The sequence below is a fragment of the Microbacterium aurantiacum genome, assembly GCF_002872075.1.
In the GTDB taxonomy this organism is placed as follows: Bacteria; Actinomycetota; Actinomycetes; order Actinomycetales; family Microbacteriaceae; genus Microbacterium; species Microbacterium aurantiacum_A.
Window position 1 is genome coordinate 25,810 of the sequence record NZ_PGGU01000026.1, and the last position, 22,573, is coordinate 48,382.

The following is a 22,573-nucleotide window of genomic DNA, read 5'->3' on the forward strand; positions in this document are numbered from 1 at the left end:
ACACAATGGCGGAAACATAGGAGTTTTTCGTCGGTGAAGATTGCAGAAACAAACCCTCGCGAGACGCGACGGGGCTGTGCTACGGTTCCTGGTTACCGGTAACAGCGAGTGTTGCCGCTGCATTCAGGAGTCCTCGATGGCGAAGCCCCCTCCCCTCTCTGCGTCGCCGGCGCGGCGACGCCGCCGGCTGTCTCTGCGTGGCGCCGGCGCGGTCGCGCTCGCCGCCGCCATCGCTCCCGGGCTGATCGGTCCGACGGGTGCGTCCGGAGCAGTGATCACTGCCCCGCGCACCGGACTCGTCGCCGAGTACCTGTTCTCGCAGAACGCCGGAACCGCCGTCCCGAACACCGCAGGCAGCGCAGTCGGCGCCGCCACCGTCGTCAACGGCACCGATGCGCACTGGACCGGATCGTCTCTCGTGCTCACCGGCGGTGATAAGGGTGGCACCGGCGACTGGGTGCGGCTGCCCGACAGCCTGCTCGCCGGCGAGGAATCGGCCACGATCACGGTCGAGACGAAGTTCGATGCGTCGATGGCTTCCGCCTGGCACTTCCTCTGGAACGTCGGCAGCGAGGGCACCTCGCAGTACTGGTTCGCCTCGCTGAAGGACACCGCGCGCACCGCGATCACCACGGGCGGCGGTGGCGCAGAGGTGAACGCGCGCGGCCCCGCGCCGCTCACCCCTGACCGCTGGTACAGCGTGACCAGTGTGATCGACGGCGCCGCCGACGTCATCACCTTCTACATCGACGGCGTACGCGCCGGCAGCGCACCCACGACGCTCACGCCCGGCTCCATCGCCGCGCAGACCATGAACACCATCGGCCGTGCGCCGTACCCCGACCCGCTCTACAAAGGCGAAGTCGCCGCATTCCGGGTGTACGACCGGGCCCTGACCCAGGAAGAGGTCGCCGACGTGTCGATCGCAGACGCCGCAGCGCACGCCGACGAGATGCAGACCGCAGCGCAGGCCGCCGTCGACTCGCTCGCCTCGTTCGATCTGGACGACGCGCATGTCACGCTGCCGGGATCGACCTCCGCTGCCGTCACCTGGACGTCGGCGAGCGAGGACATCGTGATCGGCGCCGACGGGCGCTCAGCCACGGTGACGCAGCCGGCGGCGGGGTCCGGGGCAGTGGAGACCACCCTCACCGCGACCGCGACGGTGCGCGGAGTCACTGCGACGAGAGGGATTCCCGTGACGATCCGGCCCGCGGCGGCCGAAGCAGACGACTACGGGTACCTCATGGTGCACTTCATCGAGGATGCCGCCGGCTACGCCGAGAAGATCTACCTCGATGTCTCGCGCGGCGATGACCCCGAGAAGTGGGACCCGCTCAACAGCGGCAAGCCGATCCTCGCCTCGCAGCTGGGCACCACCGGCGTGCGCGATCCGTTCCTCACGCGCAACCCCGAGACCGGCCGGTACTACATCATCGCCACCGACCTGCGGGTGTTCGGCGGCGACGCAGGCTCCGGTTCGTGCACCAGCTGGTGCCATTGGACGACCAAGGGCAGCACCGACCTGGTCGTCTGGGAATCCGACGACCTGGTGAACTGGGGCGAGCCGCGCACCTTCGACACCGCGCTCGACAGCAGCGGCACCCAGGTTGCCGAGCTCGGCATGGCGTGGGCTCCCGAAGCGCTGTGGGTCGACGACTACCACCCGGACGGTCGCGGCGCATTCGTCATGTACTGGTCGTCGAACGTGTACGCGGATGCCGCGCACACCGGTCCGAGCTACAACCGGGTGCTCTGGGGCGCCACCACCGACTTCTCCCAGGACACCTATTCGTACGGCGGCGACTTCGTCAACACGGGCGCCAACACAATCGATACGACGATGATCCAGGACGAGGGCACGACCTACCGCGTCACCAAGGACAACGGCCTGGGCAAGGGCATCTACATGGAGTCCACCACGGCCGAGCGGTGGTGGGAGCAGGGCACCTCCTGGACGACTCTGCAGACCGAGATCGGCGCGGCGTGGGCGGGCGGAAACGCCGGCGGAGTCGAGGGGCCGGCCGTCTTCAAGAGCCACAGCGACGAGAAGTGGTACCTGTACGTCGACGTGATCCCGAGCACCGGATACCGGCCCATGGTCACTGCAGACCTCGACGCCGGGTGGACCCAGCTGAACGATCCCTCGTTCTCGATGGCCCCGCACACAAAGCACGGCGGCATCGTCTCGCTGACCAAGGGCGAGTACGACCGGGTGCGCGCCGCGGATGCCGTCTCCGTCGTCACGGCGGATCTCGGGGCGGTCGAGGTCGAGGCGGGCGCCGGTACGGGCGATCTCGTCGCCGCGCTTCCGCAGCAGGCCGATGTCACGCTCGCCTACGGCCGAGGAACCGCCTCGCAGCCGGTCTCGTGGGACACCTCGTCCGTCGACCTGTCCGCTCCGGGGGTCTATCCGGTCGCCGGCGTCGTGCAGACGATCGGCGGCAACCTCGACTCGTGGACCGGTGCCGGCGGCTCGACCGCGTGGAACGCCCCCGATAGAGTGCTCGCCCGCAGCGGGGCGCTCACCGTCACCGCGCAGGTCACCGTGACGGATGCCGCGACGCCGGCCATCACCGCGACCGCGACCACCCGCTGCGTGGCCGGTAAGGTCGTGCTCGTCACCGAGGTCCAGAACGCCGGGACGACGCCCGTCGCACTGAGGGTCGACACCGTATTCGGCGTGGCCGATGCCGGAACACTCGCCGCAGGGAAGTCGATCAGCCGCACGACGAGCACCCGCCTGGGCGCCGTCGAAGCAGGGCAGGTCACCGTGACGGCATCCGCCGTGATCGACGGAGCCACCCGCACCGCCACCGCCGTCGCCGAGTACGCGGCGCGAACCTGCGCCCGCTGAGCCGCCAGCCCGAACGAGGAGCATCACCATGTCACGGAGAACCCGCCTCGCGGCATCCGCTACCATCGCATGCCTGGTCGGCGGTGCTCTCGTCGTCGGCTCCGTGCCCGCAGCCAACGCCGCAGAGGAGATCAGCATCGAATCGTCCAAAGTCCTCGAGCTCGGTTTCGACGGCGCGCTGACCGACACCAGCCCGCGCGGAGCCGCCATCGGCCTGCAGAAGGGATCGGCGGCGTACGCGGCCGGCATCCGCGGGCAGGCGTTCGCGTTCGACGGGTCCACGGCGCTGCGCCTCGGCACCGGTGCCTACCTGCAGCCGCAGAACCTCACCGTTTCGTTCTGGTACAACCCGACTGCGCCAATGACGGGGGAGCAGGTGTTCTCCTGGAACAAGGCAGCCTACAACTCGGACGGCTGGTACCTCACCAGCGAGAACGACACCACGCCCCTCGCGCTCTCCATCGGACCGTCCTCGGGCCAGCCGTACAAGGTCGCGGTCGAGGGCACCCGCTCGACCTTCTTCCCGGCGGGCCAGTGGACGCACATCGTCGCCTCCTACGACCACGAGAGCAAAGCGGTGACGTTCTACCGCAACGGCGTACGTCAGGTGTCCTCCGTGAAGTACCCGGTCAGTGCCGCCGCGAGCGGCGTGCTGGGCTCCGAGAGCACCACCGTGAAGACGATCGGCTACAACGGACCGCAGTACAACGGGGCGCATCTGAAAGGCCTGCTCGATGACTACGCGGTGTACGACGGCGTGGCCACGATCGACGACGTCGTCGCGCTGACGCAGCGCGGCACCGCCGACTTCGATCCCGCCTCCGTCGCCGGCGCCGATCTCGCCGCGCTGACGCTGCCGACCACGGTCAGCGTCGACTTCCCGCTGCCGATCGAGGGTGCGAGCGGCAGCGCCGTCGCCTGGAGCTCGTCCGACACCGACCTCATCGAGGTCGACGGCGCCGTCGCCCATGTGACCGTCCCGGCCGAGGAGGAGCGCACGGCCACGCTGACCGCCTCGGCCACCTACGGCGCGAGCGCGCCCGTCACGCGGGAGTTCGCCGTGACCGTCGCCCCCGCCGCCGGAGCATCCGAATACCTCCTCGATGCGGGGCTCGAGAACCTGGCGCTCACCGACGACTATCTGGTCAACGCCAACGGCAAGACGATCGACTATCTGCTCAGCCTCGATCCGGAGAAGTTCCTCTACTCGTGGTATCAGCAGGCCGGCCTCACCCCGACCACGGCCGCCGGTTACGGCGGCTGGGAGCGCACCAGCGGCACACGCTTCTCCGGCCACTTCTTCGGGCACTATCTCTCGGCACTCGCGCAGGCGTATGCGACGACGACGGATGCCGGAGTCAAGGCGCAGCTCCTCGCCAAGCTCACCGCGGGGGTCGAAGGACTGAAGCGGTGCCAGGATGCCTGGGCGGCCGCTCATCCCGAGAGCGCCGGCTTCATGGCGCCCTTCCCGATGAGCGCACTGCCCAGCGGCCAGGACGGCCTGCTCGTGCCGTTCTACAACCTGCACAAAGTGCTCGCCGGACTCATCGACGCACACCAGTACGCGCCGGAGGCGCTCGGCGCTGACGCGCTGTCCGTGGCATCCGGATTCGGCACCTGGGTGCGCGACTACGCGGCCTCCCTCCCCAACCCCGCCACGATCCTCAACACCGAGTACGGCGGAATGAACGAGGCGCTCTACGAGCTGTACGAGCTCACCCGCGACCCGGCGCACAAGCGGGCGGCCGAGTACTTCGACGAGGTCGCGCTGTTCCAGAAGCTCGCGAACGGGCAGGACGTGCTCAACGGCCTGCACGCGAACACGACGATCCCGAAGCTGATCGGCGCGCTGAAGCGATACACGCTGTTCACGAGTGACGCGGCCCTGTACGAGACGCTGAGCGACGCCGAGAAGGTGGCGCTGCCGATGTATCTCGCAGCGGCGAAGAACTTCTGGCAGATCGTGGTCGACGACCATACCTACGCCAACGGAGCGAACAGTCAGTCCGAGCACTTCCACGGCGCGGACAGCCTCTACGCGCACGCCACCAACGGCGTCACCACGGGCTACGGCGAGAACTCCACGGCCGAGGGATGCAACGAGTACAACATGCTCAAGCTCACCCACGCGCTGTTCGCCGTGGATCCGCAGGTGAAGTACGCCGACTACTACGAGTCGACGTTCATCAACACGATCCTCGCCTCGCAGAACCCCGACACCGGGATGGTCACCTACTTCCAGCCGCAGACGGCCGGCTACGCCAAGGTCTTCGGCACGCCGCTCGACCAGTTCTGGTGCGACCACGGCACCGGCATCGAGAGCTTCACGAAGCTCGGCGACTCGATGTACTTCACCGACGCCGACGGGGTGTGGCTCAACCAGTTCTACAGCTCGGAGTTCCGCGCCCCGGCGCACAACCTGGGCGTGACGCAGGTCGCGAACGTGCCCGCCGATCCGCTGGTGCGCATCTCCATCGGCGCCCTCGACGGCGGATCCGTCGCCGAGGGCACGCTGCTGCGCCTCCGCGTGCCGTCGTGGGCGGCATCCGCTCCCACCCTCACGGTGAACGGCGCGCCGGCCGATGTCGCCGCCGTCGACGGCTACATCGTGCTGGAAGTGGCGGCCGGAGACGAGCTCACCTACACGCTGCCAGCGCAGGTCACCGTGGATGACGGCACTGAGAATGCGAACTGGGTCGCGTTCAAGTACGGCCCGGTGCTGCTGGGCGCCGAGCTCAGCCGCGCGAACGTCGAGGCGAGCTACACCGCCGGGGTGCTCGTGCAGATGGGCGTGGCCGACAAGTCGCTGAATGCGAACGTCGTCGTCGATGACGCCGCCGCCTGGAAGGCCGCCGCCGCGCAGAACGTCGAGCGCCTCGCCGACGGCGTGAACGGGAACGGTCTCACCACGATGCGCTTCGCCCTGCACGGGGTCGACCCCGCGGCATCCGCCCTCACCTTCGAGCCGTATTACAGCCTCTACGGTGCGCGCTACGCGACCTACATGACGCTCGTGCAGCCGGACTCGGCTGAGGCGCAGGCGCTGATCCTGAGGGAGAAGCAGCAGCTGCGCATCGACGAGACGACGACCGACGCGCTGACGTCTTTCGACAACAACAACAGCGAGGCCGACAAGAACCACCGCTACAACAAGTCGTCGGTCGGCGTCTTCAACGGTCAGCCGTATCGCGACGCGCAGCGCGCGGCCGACGCCTTCTTCCAGTACGACATGATCGTCGACCCCGCGCTGGCGGCGAACCACCTCGGCGTCCGCTACTACGGCGGCGACGTGGGGCGCACCTTCGACGTCTACCTCAACGACGTCCTGCTCAAGCATGAGCGGATCACCGACGCGCACGGCGCGCGGGACTGGTACATCCAGTACGACCGGATCCCGCAGGAGGTGCTCGACGGCATCGCGGCGAAGGACAGCTACAAGCGCGATCAGAACGGCCAGTACGTGCTGGATGCCGGCGGGCAGCGCATTCCCGTCGTCACCGTCCGGTTCCAGAGCAACGGGACGAGCCTCGTCGGCGGCGTCTTCGGGGTGTACACCTCGGCGGTCGACCACTATTCGACGGATGCCGGGCTCTCGGCCCTCACCGTCGACGGCGGAGTGCTCAGCCCTGCGCTCGCCGCGGGGGTGACCGATTACACGGTCACCGTGCCGAGGGATGCGACCGAGGTGGCGCTGACGCTGGCGCCGGCCGGTCCGAGCGGGCTCGTGCACGTCGACGGGATCCTGATCGACGACGCCCTGCCGCGCACGGTGGCGGTGGCACCGGGCGAAGCCCCGACCGTCGTCGCCGTGAGGGCGACGGCACAGGACCATGTCACCACGGCCGAGTACGGGATCAGCATCGTCCGCGAGTCCGAACTCGCTGTGACGTCGGATGCCTCGGTGCGCTGCGTCGCGGGCAAGGCCGTGATCGTGGTGAAGGTGCGCAACGGGGCGGACGCCCCGGTGAACGCCGTGATCAGCACGGCGTTCGGCAGCACCCGGCTGCGTGTCTCCGCCGGCGGGACCGGTTCGGCGTCGATCGCCACCCGTCAGCCGTCGATCACGGCCGGCGAGGTCGCGGTCGAGGCTTCCGCCGAGATCGGCGGCCGGCTGGTCGTCACGCGAACGACCGTGAGCCACCCGGCCGCGACCTGCCGTTGAACCGACGGTCTCTCGGCGGACTACCCCGTCGAGGCGTGGGCGGCGATGGCCGACGCGCTCGCGGAGGCGCGCGAGGTGGCGGCAGGGGGTGTCGGTACGCAGAACCAGATCGACGCCCCCGAGCGAGCGCTCAGCCTGGAGCTCGCTCGCCTGGGAACGCTGAAGGCGCCGGCGCCGACACTTGACGTCGAACTGACGGCAGGTACCCGCTGCGTGACCGGAAAGGTGGTCGTCACAGTGCGCGCGTCCAATGCGGAGGATGTGCCGATCACGGTGGCCTTCGAGACTCCGTACGGCAGCAAGTCCTTCGCGTCGGTCGCCCCCGGAGCGACCGCGGTGCACGCGTTCACGACCCGACAGGTGAGCGTGCCGGAGGTAGCGGCATCCGCTGAGTTCTCGGCGACCGTCGACGGTGAATCCGTGTCGACGGAGACCGAGGCGTCGTTCCCGGCCCGCGCCTGCAATTGAGCTGAGCAGCTCCTCCCACTCGAAGGGGCATCGAGTCGTGGTGACTCGATGCCCCTTCGTGAGTGATCGTCGTGCGGGTCGGGAGGATTCCTGACCCGCACGACGGATACCCGCCGCTAGCCTGCGGTGTACTCGATCGTGCGCTCGTACGAGACCGGTCCTGCCGGCCCGCTCTGCGTGGCGTCGACGGAGATCGTCCCGCTGGACTTCTCCGCGAGGCGCGTGTTGAACGCGACAGTGGTCGTCTTCCCCGGCAGGAGGTCGGCGATCGTCTTGGTTCCGAAGTCGGATGTGACGGTCAGCGACACCGCGGAGGAGTCGTTGTTCGTCACGGACACGACGAGGTTGACCTTTCCGGCCACCTTCTTCTGCGACACGGACGACTCGACATCGACGCACATGTCGGAGATGGGGTTGTCGCCGACGGCCGTGAGGAGACCCAGCTTGTACGGCAGGCTGAGGTAGTCGGGTGCCTCGGCCGTGTGCGACATGCCCTGGTAGAGGAAGCGCATCGGTTCGCACGGGTCGAGGGTGAGGTTCTGATCGGATCCGGAACGGATCAGCTCACCATGCGACACCTGTTCCTTCGACCAGATCTCGTTCTCGAAAGTGCGGTTCGCCGGGCCGGCGAAGGGGTCCGCCTCGGTGGCCGCGAGCGGCGTCCAGGGACCTGCCAGATCGTCGGCGATCCACGAGCTGAAGTAACGCCCGGGGTGTCCGATCGCCTCGATCATGGTGACGTACTTGTCGGAGCCGTCGAGCTTGTAGGTCATGCTGGCTTCGAAGATGTTGTCGGTCGTGTCCAGGAGCTCGAGTTCGGGCGCGCCGAACCCATTGGGGAACTCGTCGATCGACGTCTGAGCGCGCCAGAGCCTGCCGTTGTCGCCGGTGGCGAAGAGATGGCAGAGGTCCTCGTCGCAGATGTTGAAGAAGTCGAGCCATCCTCCGGTCTCCTGGATGGCCGTCGGAGTGCCGTTCGGGTACATCGAACGGGGAGCTGTCCAGGACATCGGGTCATCGATGTTCGCCGTCGTGGAGTACAACGGGTCGCCTGCCTGGTAGATGAGGTACCACAGCCCCTGAGGCTCGAAGAAGAACACCTGTGGGGCAGCGGTGTAACCGTTGCCGATGGGGGATTCCGCCAGATACGTGATCGGCGCTTCGGCAGCTTCGGACCAGTCCGTGAAGCTGGTGGTGGCCATGCTCCAACCGTTCTGGCTGGCGGTCGTCATGAACACGTGGTACTTGCCGTCGGCGAACACGACAGTCGGGTCCTTGACGGCGAGCGACGGATGCTCCGCGGTGGGCTTCGGGACGATCACGGGATCGCTGGACGACCACGCGAACGACGGCTTGACCTCGAACAACGAGACGTCGTCGACGCGGAAGTCCAAGAGGTTCGATGCGGGTTCTGCGGAAGGATCGGGCACCCATGGCGTCTCGATGAAGAGACGTGCCCCCGTGACGCCCTGGTCTTCGGGGATCGTGAACGAGCTCTTGATGTTCGTCCACTGCCCTTTCGTCACGACTGCGCGAGCGACGTTGATGTATCGATCGCTGTAGGCCATCGTGACGATGAACTCTTTGGTGTCCGGCCCGGAGTCGAAGCGCACCGCCGCCGAGACGTCGTACGACGAACCGGGCGTGAGCTTTCCATCGAGGTTCTGCCAGGGGCCGGACGATGTGCTCGTCCGCTCGGTCACCTTCAGGCTTGCCGCGCCGCTGGCAGCGAGCTGAGTGTCGGTGGAGAGGACGCCGCCGTCGGGAGCCGTCCAGGGGGCGACCCCGTCTTCGAACCCTCCGTTGCTCACCAGATCGGCGCCGACGACGCCGGCCTCGGCGCTCGACGGCGGAACGGCGAGGCTCGCCACCACCAGGGCGGCTGCGATCGCGGTCGCACCGACCCATCGGACGTTCATCGGTCTCACATGCATGAACAGCTCCTTCGCTGAATGTTGTTGGTCCGGCTCGCCGTGCGCCCGGCACCATCGCTGGCGTGCGTTGGACGTCCGAAGGGACCGGCTGCCGAATGTTACCGCGAACAACCCTCGTTTCGAAAGAGTGCAAGCGCTTCGATTGATTTCGATCGGCAGCACCGCTGTGCCGGCGCGCAGGGAGGCGCGGTGGCCGGTGGCCGACAGGATGCGGTTCCACTCGCTTCACTCGCCCGGCTCTCCTGCGATCACGCCGCCACAATCGGGATTCTCGCCGTCGCGAGAAAATAAAGCTTGCGGAATCCCGTCTTGTTCCCGCTAACATAAGGGCGGGAACGTGGTCCACAGACGGAACACGAAGAAGGCGACGATGCCGACCGAGGTCGCACGCGAAGCCTGAGAAGCGAACCGACAGCCTGGGGCTGATCGCTGATTCGGCACGGCTGATGCCGACCGAGGAATGGGAGTAACCATGAAGATCACCAAGGGAACCGCGGCACGTTGCGCCGCAGGCATCCTCGGCGGAGTGCTGCTGGCAGGCGTCGGCAGTGCCGCCTTCGCGGCGTGGCCGGACGAGGAGGACAGCTCGGGCGTCGACGTCAAGGTCGACATCGCACCCGTGGCGGGCGGTGCGCTGAGCCTGACGGTCGATGGCACCGAATCCGTGCTGACCGAGACGGGCTCGACGGCCACATACCGTCAGTTCACCGGCACCCTGCCGAACGTGACGGTGACGGACACCCGCACCGACGTGCCGGCCGGCGTGTACTGGTACGTCACGGGTCAGGCCGGTGACTTCACCGGAGCCGCCGGGCAGCCGAACATCACCCCCGACCACCTCGGCTGGACCCCGGCTCTGGTGACCACCGGCAACGGCGAGGTCACCGCCGGTGACGCCGTCGCAACGTCGAAGGACGACCCGACCCCGCCGGTGCCGAACAACGTCGGGCTCGTGGGCCAGGAGATGCTGCAGCTCGCGCTCGACTCGGCCGAGGCGAAGGCCGCCGCCGGGCAGTGGACGGCGAACGCCGGCCTCGTCCTCAAGACCGACGTGAACGTCGCTCCCGGCAGCTACACGTCGCTGCTGACGCTGTCGCTCTTCGAAGACGCGTTCTGAGCATCTTCCCGACGAGGGGCTGGGTCCGGGCGACCGGCCCAGCCCCCCCTCACCTGATCAGGACTCCCGTGAACTCTGTGCGATTCCGCTCGGTGCTGGTGAGCGCGCTGGCCGCGCTCGCCCTGCTCGGCGTACCCGCCGCGGCGGCTGCCGCCGAGGACGACGCGCCGATCTCGTGGTCGGTGACTCCGGCAGACGAGTCCGGGCCGGACGGTCGCGTGTTCGTGGAGCATGCGATCGACCCCGGTGAGACCGTCGACGATCACCTCGCGGTACGCAACCTCGGTGCCGAGCAGGTCACCTTCCGCCTTTCCGCCGCCGACGGCTTCTACAATGCGAACGGCCGGTTCGACATGCTCCGCTCCGATCAGGAGTCGGTGGCGGCCGGAACCTGGATCACTCTGCCGGAGAGCGTCACCGTCGCTCCGGGAGCGACAGCGGTGGTTCCGTTCTCGCTGACGGTCCCCGAGGACGCCGAGCCGGGCGATCATGCCGCGGGCATCACCGCGTCGGTGATCTCCGGAGCGCAGGGCGAGGGCACCGGGGTGGGCGTGGAGAGCCGCGTCGGGTTCAAGGTGATGACTCAGGTCACCGGCCCGCTGAGGCCCGCGTTCTCCGTCGAGAAGGTGCAGACCGACTATCTGCTCTCCTGGAACCCGTTCCGCCCCGGTGACATCTCGACGACCTTCACCGTGGTCAACACGGGCAACACGCGGCTGATGGTCGAGGGCGCGCTCGACGTCGCCGGTCAGACGATCGCCTTCCCGGCCGAGGGGGAGCGCCGCAGTGAACTCCTGCCGGGCGAGGAGAGGTCGTACGCGCTGGCCATCGATGACGTGTGGCCGCTGTTCGGCTTCCCCGCCGATCTCACCGTCGCACCGGTGGTGTCCTCCTCCGCCGACGAAGCGGCCGTCGTCGCCGCCGCGACGACCACTCAGTTCCTCTGGGCCGTGCCCTGGCCGCATCTCCTGATCGTCCTCGGTGTCGCGCTCCTGCTGATCGCACTGCTGTGGAACCGCATCCGCTCGCGTCGGCGGATCGACGGCCTCATCGAGAAGGCCGTCGAGCGTGGCCGTGAGCAGGCGCTCAGGGAATCCCACGCGCAGGCGGAGAGCGTATGAATCCGTCCGCGATCGCAGCCCTGGAGGGCGAGGGCGGTGAACTCGCAGACGGAACGGTCGGCGTCTACATCCACGTCGAGATCCTCCCGCGCGCATGCATGGAGTCGTGCGGCGGCCTCCCCGCGACAGGCATCGAGACGCCAGGGCTTCTGCTGGCCGTCGGAGTCGTGCTGATCGTCGCCGGCATCGCATTCCTGGCGGTCAGGACGATCCGCCGTCGCATCCGGAACCGACCAGGCCGGCCCTCGCGAGCCATCCTCTGACCCTCTGTCCGGCAGCTGCCGGACATCCAAGGAAGTGCAATGATGCAGACCTTCACCAGACGGACCATCGCGGGGCTCGCCGCGCTCACCCTCGTCGTCGCAGCGGCCGCGATCGTCGCGCAGCCCGCGGCCGCGGAGGCACAGCAGGGGCCCATCGCCGAATACACCTTCGACGGCGGCACCCTTGAGGACTCGATCGGCGGGGCCGACCTCACCCCGAGCGGCACGGCGGTCGTCGCCACCGACGCGGAGAGGGGGCAGGCGCTGCGACTGGACGGCACCGCCAACGGCTTCGCCGCGTTCCCGCTCGGGTTCTTCGATGGGCGCAGCACCATGACCGTGTCGATGGATGTGAAGTCCGAGAAGACCAGCGGAAACTTCTTCACGTTCGCGTTCGGTGCGGATTCCAACAGGTACCACTTCCTCCGGGTGCGTGGTTCCGATGTGCGCAGCGCCATCACGCAGTCCTCGTGGCAGAACGAGTCCGCGGTGACCGGCACCGTGTCGAGCGGGCAGTGGCACCGGATCGACGTCGTCTTCGATGGCGCCACCATGACGGTGTACGCCGACGGTGTGAAGCTCGGTGAGAACGCGGCACTGCGCGCGACGGTGGAACAGCTCGGCATGAACCTCGCCGGATACCTCGGCAAGTCGTTCTACGCCGGCGACGAATACTTCAAGGGCTGGTTCGACGACGTGCGCGTCTACGACCGGGCGCTGTCGGCAACCGAGGTGCTGGGCAACGCCGGTGTGACGGATCAGCTGATCGATGTCTCGCTCGCCGACCCCTCAGCGCTCAAGCTGGCTCCGATCGTGAACGCGGCAGCGCACACGGTCGTGCTTCCGGTGCTGAAGGGGACGGACGTGACCGCGCTCGCCCCGACATTCGGCGCGGCCGACGGCGTCACGGTCTCGCCGGCATCCGGCACCGCCGTCGATCTGGCAGCTCCGGTGACATACACGCTCACCGGCCAGGGAGGGGAGACGGCGACCTGGACGATCGAGGCGCGCGTGGTGAACAGCCCGGTGCTGCCCGGTCTCTACGCAGATCCCAACATCGCGGTCTTCGGCGACACCTACTTCATCTACGCGACCTCCGACGGCTACGCCGGGTGGGGAGGCAAGGAGTTCTATGTCTGGAGCTCGAAGAACCTGGTGGACTGGGTCCGCTCCGAGCAGCCCTTCCTGACGCTCGACGGCGCGAACGGCAACGTGCCGTGGGCTACGGGCAACGCATGGGCGCCGACCATCATCGAGCGCGACGGGAAGTACTACTTCTACTTCAGCGGTCACAACGCGAGCCTGAATCGCAAGACGATCGGCGTCGCCGTGGCGGACAGCCCGTATGGCCCCTTCGTCGCGAAGCCCACCGCGATGATCCTCAACAACGAGACCGTCACCTCGGGCCAGGCGATCGATCCTGCGGCCTTCCACGACCCCGTGACCGGGAGGTGGTACCTGGGCTGGGGGAACGGATCGCCCGTGCTCGCCGAGCTCGGCGACGACATGGTCTCGATCAAACCGGGAAGCTACCAGCGGATCACCGGGCTGACCGATTTCCGTGAAGGGGTCTTCTTCAACCATCGCAACGGGCTGTACCACCTCACCTACGCGATCGACGACACCGGCTCGGAGAACTACCGCGTCGGGTACGCCACGGCGACGAGCATGAACGGGCCGTGGACCTACCGCGGAGTGATCCTGCAGAAGGACCTGAGCCTCGGCATCAAGGGCCCCGGTCACAGCTCGATCATCAACGTCCCCGGCACGGATGACTGGTACATCGCCTATCACCGGTTCGCGATTCCCGGCGGCAACGGCAACAACCGCGAGACGACCATCGACAGGCTCGAGTTCGGCGCCGACGGCCTGATGAAGCCGGTCGTTCCGACGCTCGAGAGCGTGCCGGCGCAGATCGTGGAGCTGCCGCCGACCGGGCCCGACGTCGAGGTCGCCCTCAGCACGCGCTGCACCGCCGGAAAGGTGACGCTCGTCGCGCAGACCTGGAACAGCGACGATGCTGCCGTGAGCGTGGAGATCAGCACGCCCCACGGCACGAAGACCGTCGCAGAGGTGAAACCGGGCGCGTCGTCGTCGGTGGCGATCTCCACGAGGCTCGCGTCGATCGATGCAGGCTCCGCCATCGCGGTGGCGACCAGCGGGCAGGGCGCGACCGAGATCACAGAGTCCTACTCGGCCCGCGCCTGCGGCTGAACCACCGACACACACGCACACACTCCGATGCACGAAAGAACGAAGGGGTTCTCATGATGAGTTCTGAACAGACGCGCAGCCGCGGCCGGCGCGTGATCGCGAGCGCACTGGGCGTCGCGCTGGTGGGGGGCCTGGCGCTCACAGCACCGGCGGCGGCGTACGCCGCCTCGGTGCGTACCCTGGCAGCCGACGAACCGGCGTCGCTCGTGGCGCTGTACGACTTCTCGGAGGCGAGCGGCACCACCGTGCACGACGCGAGCACGCACGGCAACGACGCCACGGTGGTCGGCGGCGACGCCTGGAACAGCGGATACATGCAGTTCACCGGCGCCAACCACGTGAAGATGCCGAACGACCTGCTGGCCGGGCGGAGCGCGGCGACGATCGTCATCGAGACGTCGCCCCAGGCGCTCACCGGCGCGAAGTTCCTGTGGAACATCGGCGGCACGGCCGGCCCGTCGAGCGGCCAGGGCCAGTTCTTCATCCAGCCCGTCGCGCCTCGCGTCGCGATCACCAAGACGAACTGGTCGGGCGAGCAGACCGTCACGTCGGCGACGAAGCTCGTCGAAGGGCAGTGGCAGTCCGTCGCCGCGACCATCGCGAAGAACCCCGACGGCACCACCTCGACCCTGCGGCTGTTCATCGACGGCGCGCAGGTGGCTGAGAAGACCGATTCGAGCGTCAACCTCACCGACCTGCTGACGCACACCGTCAACTACATCGGCAAGAGCGCCTACTCCACGGACAGCCTCTACCAGGGCAAGGTCTCGACGTTCCGCGTGTACGAGGAGGCGCTGCCGGCGGCGACGCTCACCGAGATCGCAGCGACGGATGCCGCGAGCGCCGCGACCGAGACGGTCGCCGCGATCGATCTCGCCGCCGCCAACGCGCAGAGCCTCGACGCCGTGGAGACGGACCTCACACTGCCCACGGCCGGCGGCGTGACGTGGACCTCGTCGGAACCGGGCATCGTCGGCCCCGACGGCGCCGTGACGCAGCCGGAAGCCGACACCGTCGTCACCCTCACCGCTGTCTCCGCCGTGCGCGGAGTGCAGAGCACACCGCGCACCTTCGACGTGACCGTGCTCGCGGATCCCGCGGCCTCGGACAAAGCCCAGCGCGACCTCGACGCGATCAGCATCGCGGATGCCGACGACATCCGCTCGAACTTCGCGCTCCCCGCATCCGGGTCCCGCTACGGCTCCGTGCTGACCTGGCAGAGCTCCGCACCGTCGATCGTCGACGTGACCGGCACCGCGCAGACCGCGCCCGGAATCGTGACGCGTCCGGAGGGCGGCGACGTCAAGGTGACGCTGACCGTCAACGCGACCATCGATGGCGAGACCGCCACCCGCGACATCGCGCTCGTGGTCCGTGCGGCCTACGACATGCCTGCGACGACCGACTACATCTTCGCCCACTTCACCGGCACGGAGGGCTCTGCGTCCGACGAGCAGATCTACTTCGCCACCAGTCGCGACGCCAAGACCTTCACCGACACCCGCCCTGCCGGCTCTCCCGTGCTGTCGACCGAGCGCGACGCCGGCGAAGGCGAGGGCGGCGTGCGCGACCCGTTCCTGGTGCGCTCGCCGGAGGGCGACCGGTTCTACCTGATCGCCACCGACCTGAGCATCTACCACCGCGGTGGCTGGGGCAACGCCCACGCCACCGAGGACGGCTCGACCGAGCTCGTCATCTGGGAGTCCACCGACCTCGTGAACTGGAGCGAACCGCGTCTCGCCGACGTCGCAGGCGAGATCCCGAATGCCGGCATGGCCTGGGCGCCCGAGGCGATCTGGGACGAGGTCACGGGTCAGTACTACGTGTACTGGGCCACCCGCGCCGACGGGAACACCGCGTTCGGAGACAGCGTCGACATCTACCTCTCGACAACGCGCGACTTCCGCACCTTCTCGACCCCGGTGAAGTGGATCGATCGCCAGCACTCCATCATCGACACCACGGTGATCAAGGTCGGCGACTGGTACTACCGCGCTTCGGGCGACGGCGAGATCACGATCGAGCGGTCCAAGAACCTCGCAGCGACCACCGCGTCGGCTCTGCCGGCCGCCACGGGCACCGACCAGCAGTGGGTGCTGGTCGGCACGCTGCAGTCGATCCTGACGGGCAGTGGCACCTGTGCCGCCGGCACCAACTACACCGGCGCCTGCCTCGAAGGGCCGGAGTTCTTCCAGTACAACGACGACGACCGTGCCGGCGCGCAGCAGCTCTACGGGCTGCTCGCCGACCAGTACGCGACCGGACGCGGCTACGTGCCCTTCCGCACGACCGACCTCGCCTCCACCTCCAGCACGGTGTGGAGCAAGGCGACCGACGTCAACCTCGGTGCGATCAAGAAGCGTCATGGCGGCATCGTGCCGATCACGGCGGCGGAGTACCAGCGGGTGATGTTCCACTACGCCGGCGTCGGGATCGACCCCGACCTGAAGCTGAGCTCCGCCGTCACCACGCGCTGCGTGGCAGGCAAGGCCTCCCTCGCCGTCTCCGTCACGAACGAGGACACCAGGGCGGCCGATGTCGTCATCTCGACGCCCTTCGGAGTCAAGACGGTCAAGGCAGTGCAGCCGGGCAAGACGGTGACGCAGACCGTGTCGAGCAGGCAGAGCGCGATCGAGGCGGCATCCGTCGCCGTCGACGGCACGGCGAGTGGCGCTTCGTACTCCGCGAGCACCTTCTACGACGCCCGCACCTGCGGCTGACAGGAGATCAGGAACCGAGCACCGACCGCACCGCACTGAGCCGCGCTGGGCGAATCGCCCCAGCGCGGCTCAGCGCGCCCTTCCCCGCCACCCCGGTAGTCTTGCGATGTTCGCGGTCACGGGATGGGGGAAGAATGAGCAACGGTTCGGCGCCCTCCGGCGACTCTGCGCGTCCGAGCATCTACGACGTCGCCGATCGTGCCGGCGTCTCGCACATGACCGTGTCGCGCGTGCTCAACGGCCACCCCAACATCCGGGAATCGACCAGGCGCCGCGTCATGGATGCGATCGAGCAGCTCAACTACACCCGCAGTTCGATCGCCCGCGCCCTCGCGACACGCAGGTCCATGCGGATCGGCGCGATCGTCGAGAACCCCGAGCAGTTCGGCCCCAACAGCACCCTTCGAGCAGTGGAGACCGCGGCGCGCGCTGAGGGATACGCGGTCAGCGCCTTCTCGGTCGGCGACGCCGAGGCCGGCGGCATCGATGCCGGAGTGCTGGAGCTCGTCACGCAGGGAATCGACGCCCTGTGCGTGATCGCGCCTCGAGCTTCGTCACTGGATGCCGTGCGGCATACGACCGTGCCCACGCTCGTCGTGAAGGAAGAGCCGGATGCCCGCATGCACACGGTCGCCGTCGACCAGCGTGCCGGTGCGACAGCCGCGGTGCGGCACCTCATCGATCTCGGGCACCGCATCATCCTGCATGTCGCCGGTCCGCAGGACTGGCTCGAAGCCAAGGCGCGGACCGAGGCCTGGCGGAGCTGCCTGGAGGAGGACGGCCTTCCGGTGCGCGACCTCGCCATCGGCGATTGGTCATCCGACTCCGGATACGAGTTCGGGCGGAATCTCGAACTCGGCGACGCCACTGCCGTCTTCGTCGCGAATGATCAGATGGCGCTCGGCTTCATCCACGGTCTCGCGGAGCGCGGCCTCCGGGTGCCCGAAGACATCAGCGTCGTCGGCTTCGATGATCTCCCCGACGCGCGGCACTATCTGCCGCCGTTGACCACGGTGCGTCAGGACTTCGCCGCTGTCGGAAGACTGGTGATGCGCGAACTGCTGATCGCCATCGACGGCGGCGAATCGGAGCTGCGCGAGCTCATCCAGCCCGAACTCGTGGTGCGTGCCTCGACGGCGCCGCCGCGCGTCTGAACACTTCGCACGAACGCTGTCAAGGCTTTTCGAAACCGTTGCCCCCCGTTTTCTGATACCGGTAACATCCGAGCTGTCGGCGTCTCGCGCCGCATCTCGAGGAGGAGACCGCATGAAGACAATCATCGACGGCGCCCGTACGGCGCCGCGTCCCAGACGATCGCGAGGCAGGGCGATGAGACTCGCCACGGCGCTGGTGGGTGCCGCCGCGCTCGTCGCATCTCCCATGGCGGCTTTCGGCAGCAGCGCGGCGTACGGTGCACCGGCAGGAATCGTGGACAGCGGAGCATTCGCCGGGGTGATCTCCGGCGTGGTGCCGATGGCCGGCGAGGTCGTGACGGCGGGGGAGGAGCCGCCTGCTGTGCCGGGGAACCTGCTGCCGGACGGTCGCTTCGTGAGCGATTTCACCGGATGGACCGCACCGCGCGGTGGCACGCTGGCATTGAGTCAGGATGCCGCGAGCGGCACGAACTCGTTGCAGGTGACCGCCCGCGCGAACACCCAGTCCGGCCCGTTCGCCAGTGTCACCGGCAAGGTCGAACTCGGCGCCGTGTACCGGCTGACCGGAAAGCTGAAGTTCGACGAGGGCAATGCCACCCAGCAGTTCAACTTCACATTCTGCCCGGCGAACTTCAACGGCTGCGCCGACTACGGTCAGAGCTTCACCAAGGGTGAGTGGGGCAGCTTCTCGCGGGAGTTCACCGCCGAGGCGAAGCACGTCGCCGCCGACTGGCTCTTCGTCGAGACTCCGTGGGGTTCCAGCGCACTGCAGGCGTTCAACGTCGACGAGCTCTCCCTCATCAAGATCGCCGATGCGCCGGAAGGCCCTGACTTCTCCGGCCTGGAGAACGTGCAGACCAAGCCGGTCGGCGACCACAACCCTCTGGTCGGCCACAAGTTCGGCGCCGATCCGCACCACCTCGTCTACAACGGCCGCCTGTACATCTACTCGACGGACGACACGCAGCAGTACGAGCTGAACAGCAAGGATGCGAACGGGCTGCCGACGCAGTCGAACGGCTACGGCGGGATCACCCGGCTGAACGTGATGTCCACCAGTGACATGGTCAACTGGGTCGATCACGGCACGGTTCCCGTCGCCCGTGAAGGCGGCGCGGCGCCGTGGAGCCGGAACTCGTGGGCACCTGCCGCGATCGAGAAGGACGGCAAGGTCTACCTGTACTTCTGCGACAGCGGAACGGGAACGGCCGTGGTCGTGGGCGGCTCGCCCCTCGGGCCGTGGGAGGACCCGCTCGGGAAGAAGATCATCCCGGACACCGTGTCGCCCGAGTACATCGCCGGCGGCGGATTCCCGGCCGGGATGTGGCTGTTCGATCCCGAGGTGTTCATCGACGACGACGGACAGGGCTACCTGTACTTCGGCGGCAACTCGCAGATCGGCACCGCGCCGAACGTGCAGGGGCCACAGAACCCGAAGTCGACCCGGGTGGTCAAGCTGCAGGACGACATGGTCACCCTCGACGGCGACCCGGTCGAGATCGACGGACCCGGCATGTTCGAGGCTTCGAGCATGTTCAAGCACGACGGCAAGTACTACTACTCGTACTCGTCGAACTTCCAGGTCAACGAGGTGCCGGGGGCGTACCCGTCACGGGGTGCGATCGCGTACATGATGACCGATGACCCGATGGATCTCACGGCAGCGCAGTACGCGGGCGTGGCCTTCCAGAACCCGTCCACCTTCTTCGGCGCGGGCAACGGGGGCAACAACCACTCCGACATGTTCGACTACAAGGGCGGTACGTACTTCACCTACCACGCGCAGACCAGGGGTGCGGCATGGGCGGCAGCACTGGGAACGCCCGGTGCCACCCAGGGTTACCGCTCGGTGCACATCGACAAGCTCGAGTTCAACGCGGACGGCACCATCAAGCCGGTGACCGGAACCCGTGCCGGCGTCGAGCAGGTCGAGAGCTTCGACCCGTACCGCACCTTCGAGGCCGAGACTCTCGCGTGGCAGCGCGGGATCAGCGTGGCGAAGACGGATGCGGCGTCTGTTGAGTTCCCCGAGCACAACGGTGGAGGCAACATGATGCTCTCCGCCGTCGATGACGGGGACTTCGCCGGTATCGCGGGCGTGGACTTCGGGACGGGTGCCGCAACGGTCTCGGCCACGGTGAAGCCTCTCGTCGCGGGTGGCAGCATCCAGGTGCGTCTGGACGATGTGGACGGCCCGGTCGTCGCCGAGATCCCCGTGGAGGGGACCGTCGGGGAGTGGACGAGCGTGGAGGCTGCCGTGACAGGCGCCACCGGAGAGCACGATGTGTTCTTCGTCTTCGCCGGCCCGGAGGGAGCCGAGGCGACGACCGATCTCGCCGAGGTCGACAACTGGTCTTTCACTGAGGCCGCCTCGCTGGCGTTCTCGGTGGAGGTGACCACGCGCTGCGTCGCTGGTAAGAACCTGACCCAGACCGTTCGGGTGGTGAACGATGATGCCGTGGGCATCGCGTTCACCGCGGTGTCCGACTACGGGCGGCGCGATCTCGGCACGGTGACGCCGGATGCCGGAAAGTCCGTCGCGATCAACACCCGCGCGGCCACCATCCCGGCCGGCGAGGTGACGGTCGAGGCCACGGCCACGGTCGGTGGCGAACAGGTGCAGGTGCAGCGAAAGGTCGACACCGAGGCGGCCGCATGCGGCTGATCCTCTGACGCTCTGAGGCGAGGAAGGACCCGGGCGGTGCCCGGGTCCTTCTGCGTGCCGGCGGGTGGAGTGCTTGACCCTGAGTGTTTGTTAGCGCTAACTTCAAGCGCAGGCGAGCGAAGGGCCCGCCGATGCGAGAGGGAGACGACGATGGAGTCGACGAACATCAATGCCGCTGCGGCGGCCCGAGGGATCACGCGGCGGGGTCTGCTGGCACGCGTCGCGCTGGTGACGGGTGCCGCCACGCTCGGCGGAATCGGGGTCAGCGCACTCGCCGCCGCGCCGGCGGCGGCAGCGGTCACCGCTTCGCGGCAGCCGCATCTTGCGCACACCGCGCTCTTCGACTCGACCTACGCGCATCCCGGATTGCTGCATACGGCGTCCGATCTGGCCGACATCGCCGGCCGGGTGGATGCCCAGACCCAGCCCTGGCTCGCCGGCTTCCAGCGCCTCGCCGCGAACGGACGATCCGGCGCGGGATGGAATCCGCGTCCGTCGGCCGTGGTGATCCGCGGTGGCGACGGGTCGAACTACATGCCGATGGTGACCGACATCCACGCCGCCTACCAGAACGCGCTGCGCTGGCACGCGACGGGAATCGAGGAGCACGGTGCCGCAGCCGTGCGCATCCTCAACACGTGGTCGTCGACCCTCACCACGCTCAGCGGGAACGCCGATCGGTTCCTCGCAGCAGGCATCTACGGCTACCAGTTCGCGAACGCCGCCGAGCTGGTCCGCGACCGCCCGGACTTCCAGCGCGACGCGTTCCGCGCGATGCTGCTGAACATCTTCCTTCCGATGAACGAGCATTTCCTGACCAACCACAACGGCGCGGTGATCACGAACTACTGGGCGAACTGGGATCTCTGCAACATGGCGTCAGTCCTCGCCATCGGGATCTTCGCCGACCGCGACGACCTCGTGGACCGGGCCGTGGACTACTTCCACAACGGCGCGGGCAACGGCTCGCTTCCGCACGCCGTTCCGTTCGTCTACGAGGAGGAGGGGCTCGCGCAGTGGCAGGAGAGCGGGCGTGACCAGGCACACTCGATCATGGGAATCGGGCTCATGGGCACGATCTGCGAGATGGCCTGGAACCAGGGGATCGACCTCTGGGGTGCAGACGACAACCGCTTCCTGAAAGCTGCGGAATACGTCGCCAAGTACAACCTCGGACACGACGTGCCGTTCACCCCGTACACGTGGCAGTCCGGCCCGAGCACCACGGCGGCGCACGCCGGCTGGCAGACTCAGACCGTTCCGGGCGCGAACGCCCGAGGGCAGGGACGTCCGGTCTGGGAGCTCATCCTCGGCCACTACGTCGGCAGGCGCGGACTCGAAGCGCCGTGGACGACGCAGATGGTGCAGACGGTGCGCGCCGAAGGCGGCGGCGGCGACTACGGTCCGAACTCGGGCGGCTACGACGCACTGGGGTTCGGGACGCTGACTGCGGCGGCCCCTGCCGCGGGGGAGCGCATCTCCCGGCTGCAGGCGCTCACCCACCCGACGCACTATCTGGCGGCGAGTGGCGCGGCCGTGTCGCTCGCGGCCGCTCCCGCTCTCGATCTGTCGCGCTTCCGACTGGTCCCGGGTCTCGCCGGCGACCAGGACCACCGCATCTCCTTCGAGTCCGTCGACCACCCCGGCCGGTTCCTCCGGCACAGCTTCTTCCGCGTCGCGCTGGCGCAGAACGACGGCTCAGCGCTGTTCGCCGCGGACGCGACGTTCGTGCCGGTGGCGGGGCTCGGGCACTCGATGATGACCTCCTTCCAGTCGCACAACCGACCCGAACGCCACCTGCGTCATCGCAACTTCCAGGTCTGGATCGATCCCATCGTCACCGACGGCGATCGTGCCGATGCGACCTTCCGGATGGTCGACTGAGACACGACGATTGC

At 68.0% G+C, this 22,573-nt stretch carries 12 protein-coding genes; 11 read left to right on the forward strand and 1 reads right to left on the reverse strand.

All coding sequences use genetic code 11. From position 1 onward, the window contains the following. Nucleotides 1–136: 136 nt before the first annotated feature. Genes CUR96_RS16895 through CUR96_RS16905 form a run of 3 tightly spaced genes read left to right on the forward strand, consistent with a single transcriptional unit; the run spans nt 137 to nt 7,487 of the window. Nucleotides 137–2,857: a LamG-like jellyroll fold domain-containing protein gene (locus tag CUR96_RS16895; RefSeq protein WP_102194507.1), complete on the forward strand. Its 2,721-nt coding sequence runs from the start codon at nt 137–139 to the stop codon at nt 2,855–2,857. 28 nt (nt 2,858–2,885) lie between these two features. Beyond that, a complete protein-coding gene (locus tag CUR96_RS16900; RefSeq protein ID WP_102194508.1) occupies nt 2,886–7,019 on the forward strand; it encodes a beta-L-arabinofuranosidase domain-containing protein in 4,134 nt (1,377 codons plus the stop codon). Between the two features lie 45 nt (nt 7,020–7,064). Then, on the forward strand, nt 7,065–7,487 hold the full coding sequence (locus CUR96_RS16905; RefSeq protein ID WP_102194509.1) for a hypothetical protein: 423 nt from the start codon (nt 7,065–7,067) through the stop codon (nt 7,485–7,487). 116 nt (nt 7,488–7,603) lie between these two features. Here CUR96_RS16905 and CUR96_RS16910 read toward each other — a convergent pair whose 3' ends face one another. Continuing rightward, nucleotides 7,604–9,421, reverse strand: coding sequence for a non-reducing end alpha-L-arabinofuranosidase family hydrolase (locus CUR96_RS16910; protein ID WP_102194510.1), 1,818 nt, complete (start codon nt 9,419–9,421; stop codon nt 7,604–7,606). Nucleotides 9,422–9,893: 472 nt separating this feature from the next. Here CUR96_RS16910 and CUR96_RS16915 point away from each other — a divergent pair, with 472 nt between their 5' ends. The 8 genes from CUR96_RS16915 (at nt 9,894) to CUR96_RS16950 (ending at nt 22,559) form a co-directional block, all read left to right on the forward strand. Continuing rightward, a complete protein-coding gene (locus CUR96_RS16915) occupies nt 9,894–10,538 on the forward strand; it encodes a hypothetical protein (protein ID WP_102194537.1) in 645 nt (214 codons plus the stop codon). Nucleotides 10,539–10,606: 68 nt separating this feature from the next. After that, nucleotides 10,607–11,659: a WxL protein peptidoglycan domain-containing protein gene (locus CUR96_RS16920; protein WP_180969089.1), complete on the forward strand. Its 1,053-nt coding sequence runs from the start codon at nt 10,607–10,609 to the stop codon at nt 11,657–11,659. Further along, nucleotides 11,656–11,922 carry an LPXTG cell wall anchor domain-containing protein gene (locus tag CUR96_RS16925; RefSeq protein ID WP_102194512.1) on the forward strand — a complete coding sequence of 89 codons (267 nt, stop codon included), beginning with the start codon at nt 11,656–11,658 and terminating at the stop codon, nt 11,920–11,922. The genes CUR96_RS16920 and CUR96_RS16925 overlap by 4 nt, the downstream gene beginning before the upstream one ends. Nucleotides 11,923–11,961: 39 nt before the next feature. After that, entirely contained in the window at nt 11,962–14,136 is a 2,175-nt protein-coding gene (locus CUR96_RS16930) for a family 43 glycosylhydrolase (protein ID WP_102194513.1), read from the forward strand. A gap of 53 nt (nt 14,137–14,189) precedes the next feature. Next, the gene (locus CUR96_RS16935; protein ID WP_102194514.1) at nt 14,190–16,856 is read left to right on the forward strand and encodes an immunoglobulin-like domain-containing protein; all 2,667 of its coding nucleotides are present in this window, start codon (nt 14,190–14,192) and stop codon (nt 16,854–16,856) included. A gap of 134 nt (nt 16,857–16,990) precedes the next feature. After that, nucleotides 16,991–18,010, forward strand: a complete 1,020-nt coding sequence (locus CUR96_RS16940) for a LacI family DNA-binding transcriptional regulator (RefSeq protein WP_102194515.1) — start codon at nt 16,991–16,993, stop codon at nt 18,008–18,010. Between the two features lie 112 nt (nt 18,011–18,122). Beyond that, complete coding sequence (locus CUR96_RS16945; RefSeq protein WP_245861427.1) at nt 18,123–20,675, forward strand: family 43 glycosylhydrolase; 2,553 nt, start codon at nt 18,123–18,125, stop codon at nt 20,673–20,675. Nucleotides 20,676–20,825: 150 nt separating this feature from the next. Beyond that, nucleotides 20,826–22,559: an AbfB domain-containing protein gene (locus CUR96_RS16950; protein ID WP_180969090.1), complete on the forward strand. Its 1,734-nt coding sequence runs from the start codon at nt 20,826–20,828 to the stop codon at nt 22,557–22,559. Nucleotides 22,560–22,573 lie beyond the last annotated feature (14 nt).

What these genes read in the sequence shown, in the direction of transcription:
- CUR96_RS16945 (WP_245861427.1), top strand. Translation starts at nt 18,123, where the DNA reads ATGAAGACAATCATCGACGGCGCCCGTACGGCGCCGCGTCCCAGACGA.
- CUR96_RS16930 (WP_102194513.1), top strand. Translation starts at nt 11,962, where the DNA reads ATGATGCAGACCTTCACCAGACGGACCATCGCGGGGCTCGCCGCGCTC.
- CUR96_RS16915 (WP_102194537.1), top strand. Translation starts at nt 9,894, where the DNA reads ATGAAGATCACCAAGGGAACCGCGGCACGTTGCGCCGCAGGCATCCTC.
- CUR96_RS16900 (WP_102194508.1), top strand. Translation starts at nt 2,886, where the DNA reads ATGTCACGGAGAACCCGCCTCGCGGCATCCGCTACCATCGCATGCCTG.
- CUR96_RS16895 (WP_102194507.1), top strand. Translation starts at nt 137, where the DNA reads ATGGCGAAGCCCCCTCCCCTCTCTGCGTCGCCGGCGCGGCGACGCCGC.
- CUR96_RS16910 (WP_102194510.1), bottom strand. Translation starts at nt 9,421, where the DNA reads ATGCATGTGAGACCGATGAACGTCCGATGGGTCGGTGCGACCGCGATC.
- CUR96_RS16950 (WP_180969090.1), top strand. Translation starts at nt 20,826, where the DNA reads ATGGAGTCGACGAACATCAATGCCGCTGCGGCGGCCCGAGGGATCACG.
- CUR96_RS16935 (WP_102194514.1), top strand. Translation starts at nt 14,190, where the DNA reads ATGATGAGTTCTGAACAGACGCGCAGCCGCGGCCGGCGCGTGATCGCG.
- CUR96_RS16925 (WP_102194512.1), top strand. Translation starts at nt 11,656, where the DNA reads ATGAATCCGTCCGCGATCGCAGCCCTGGAGGGCGAGGGCGGTGAACTC.
- CUR96_RS16940 (WP_102194515.1), top strand. Translation starts at nt 16,991, where the DNA reads ATGAGCAACGGTTCGGCGCCCTCCGGCGACTCTGCGCGTCCGAGCATC.
- CUR96_RS16905 (WP_102194509.1), top strand. Translation starts at nt 7,065, where the DNA reads ATGGCCGACGCGCTCGCGGAGGCGCGCGAGGTGGCGGCAGGGGGTGTC.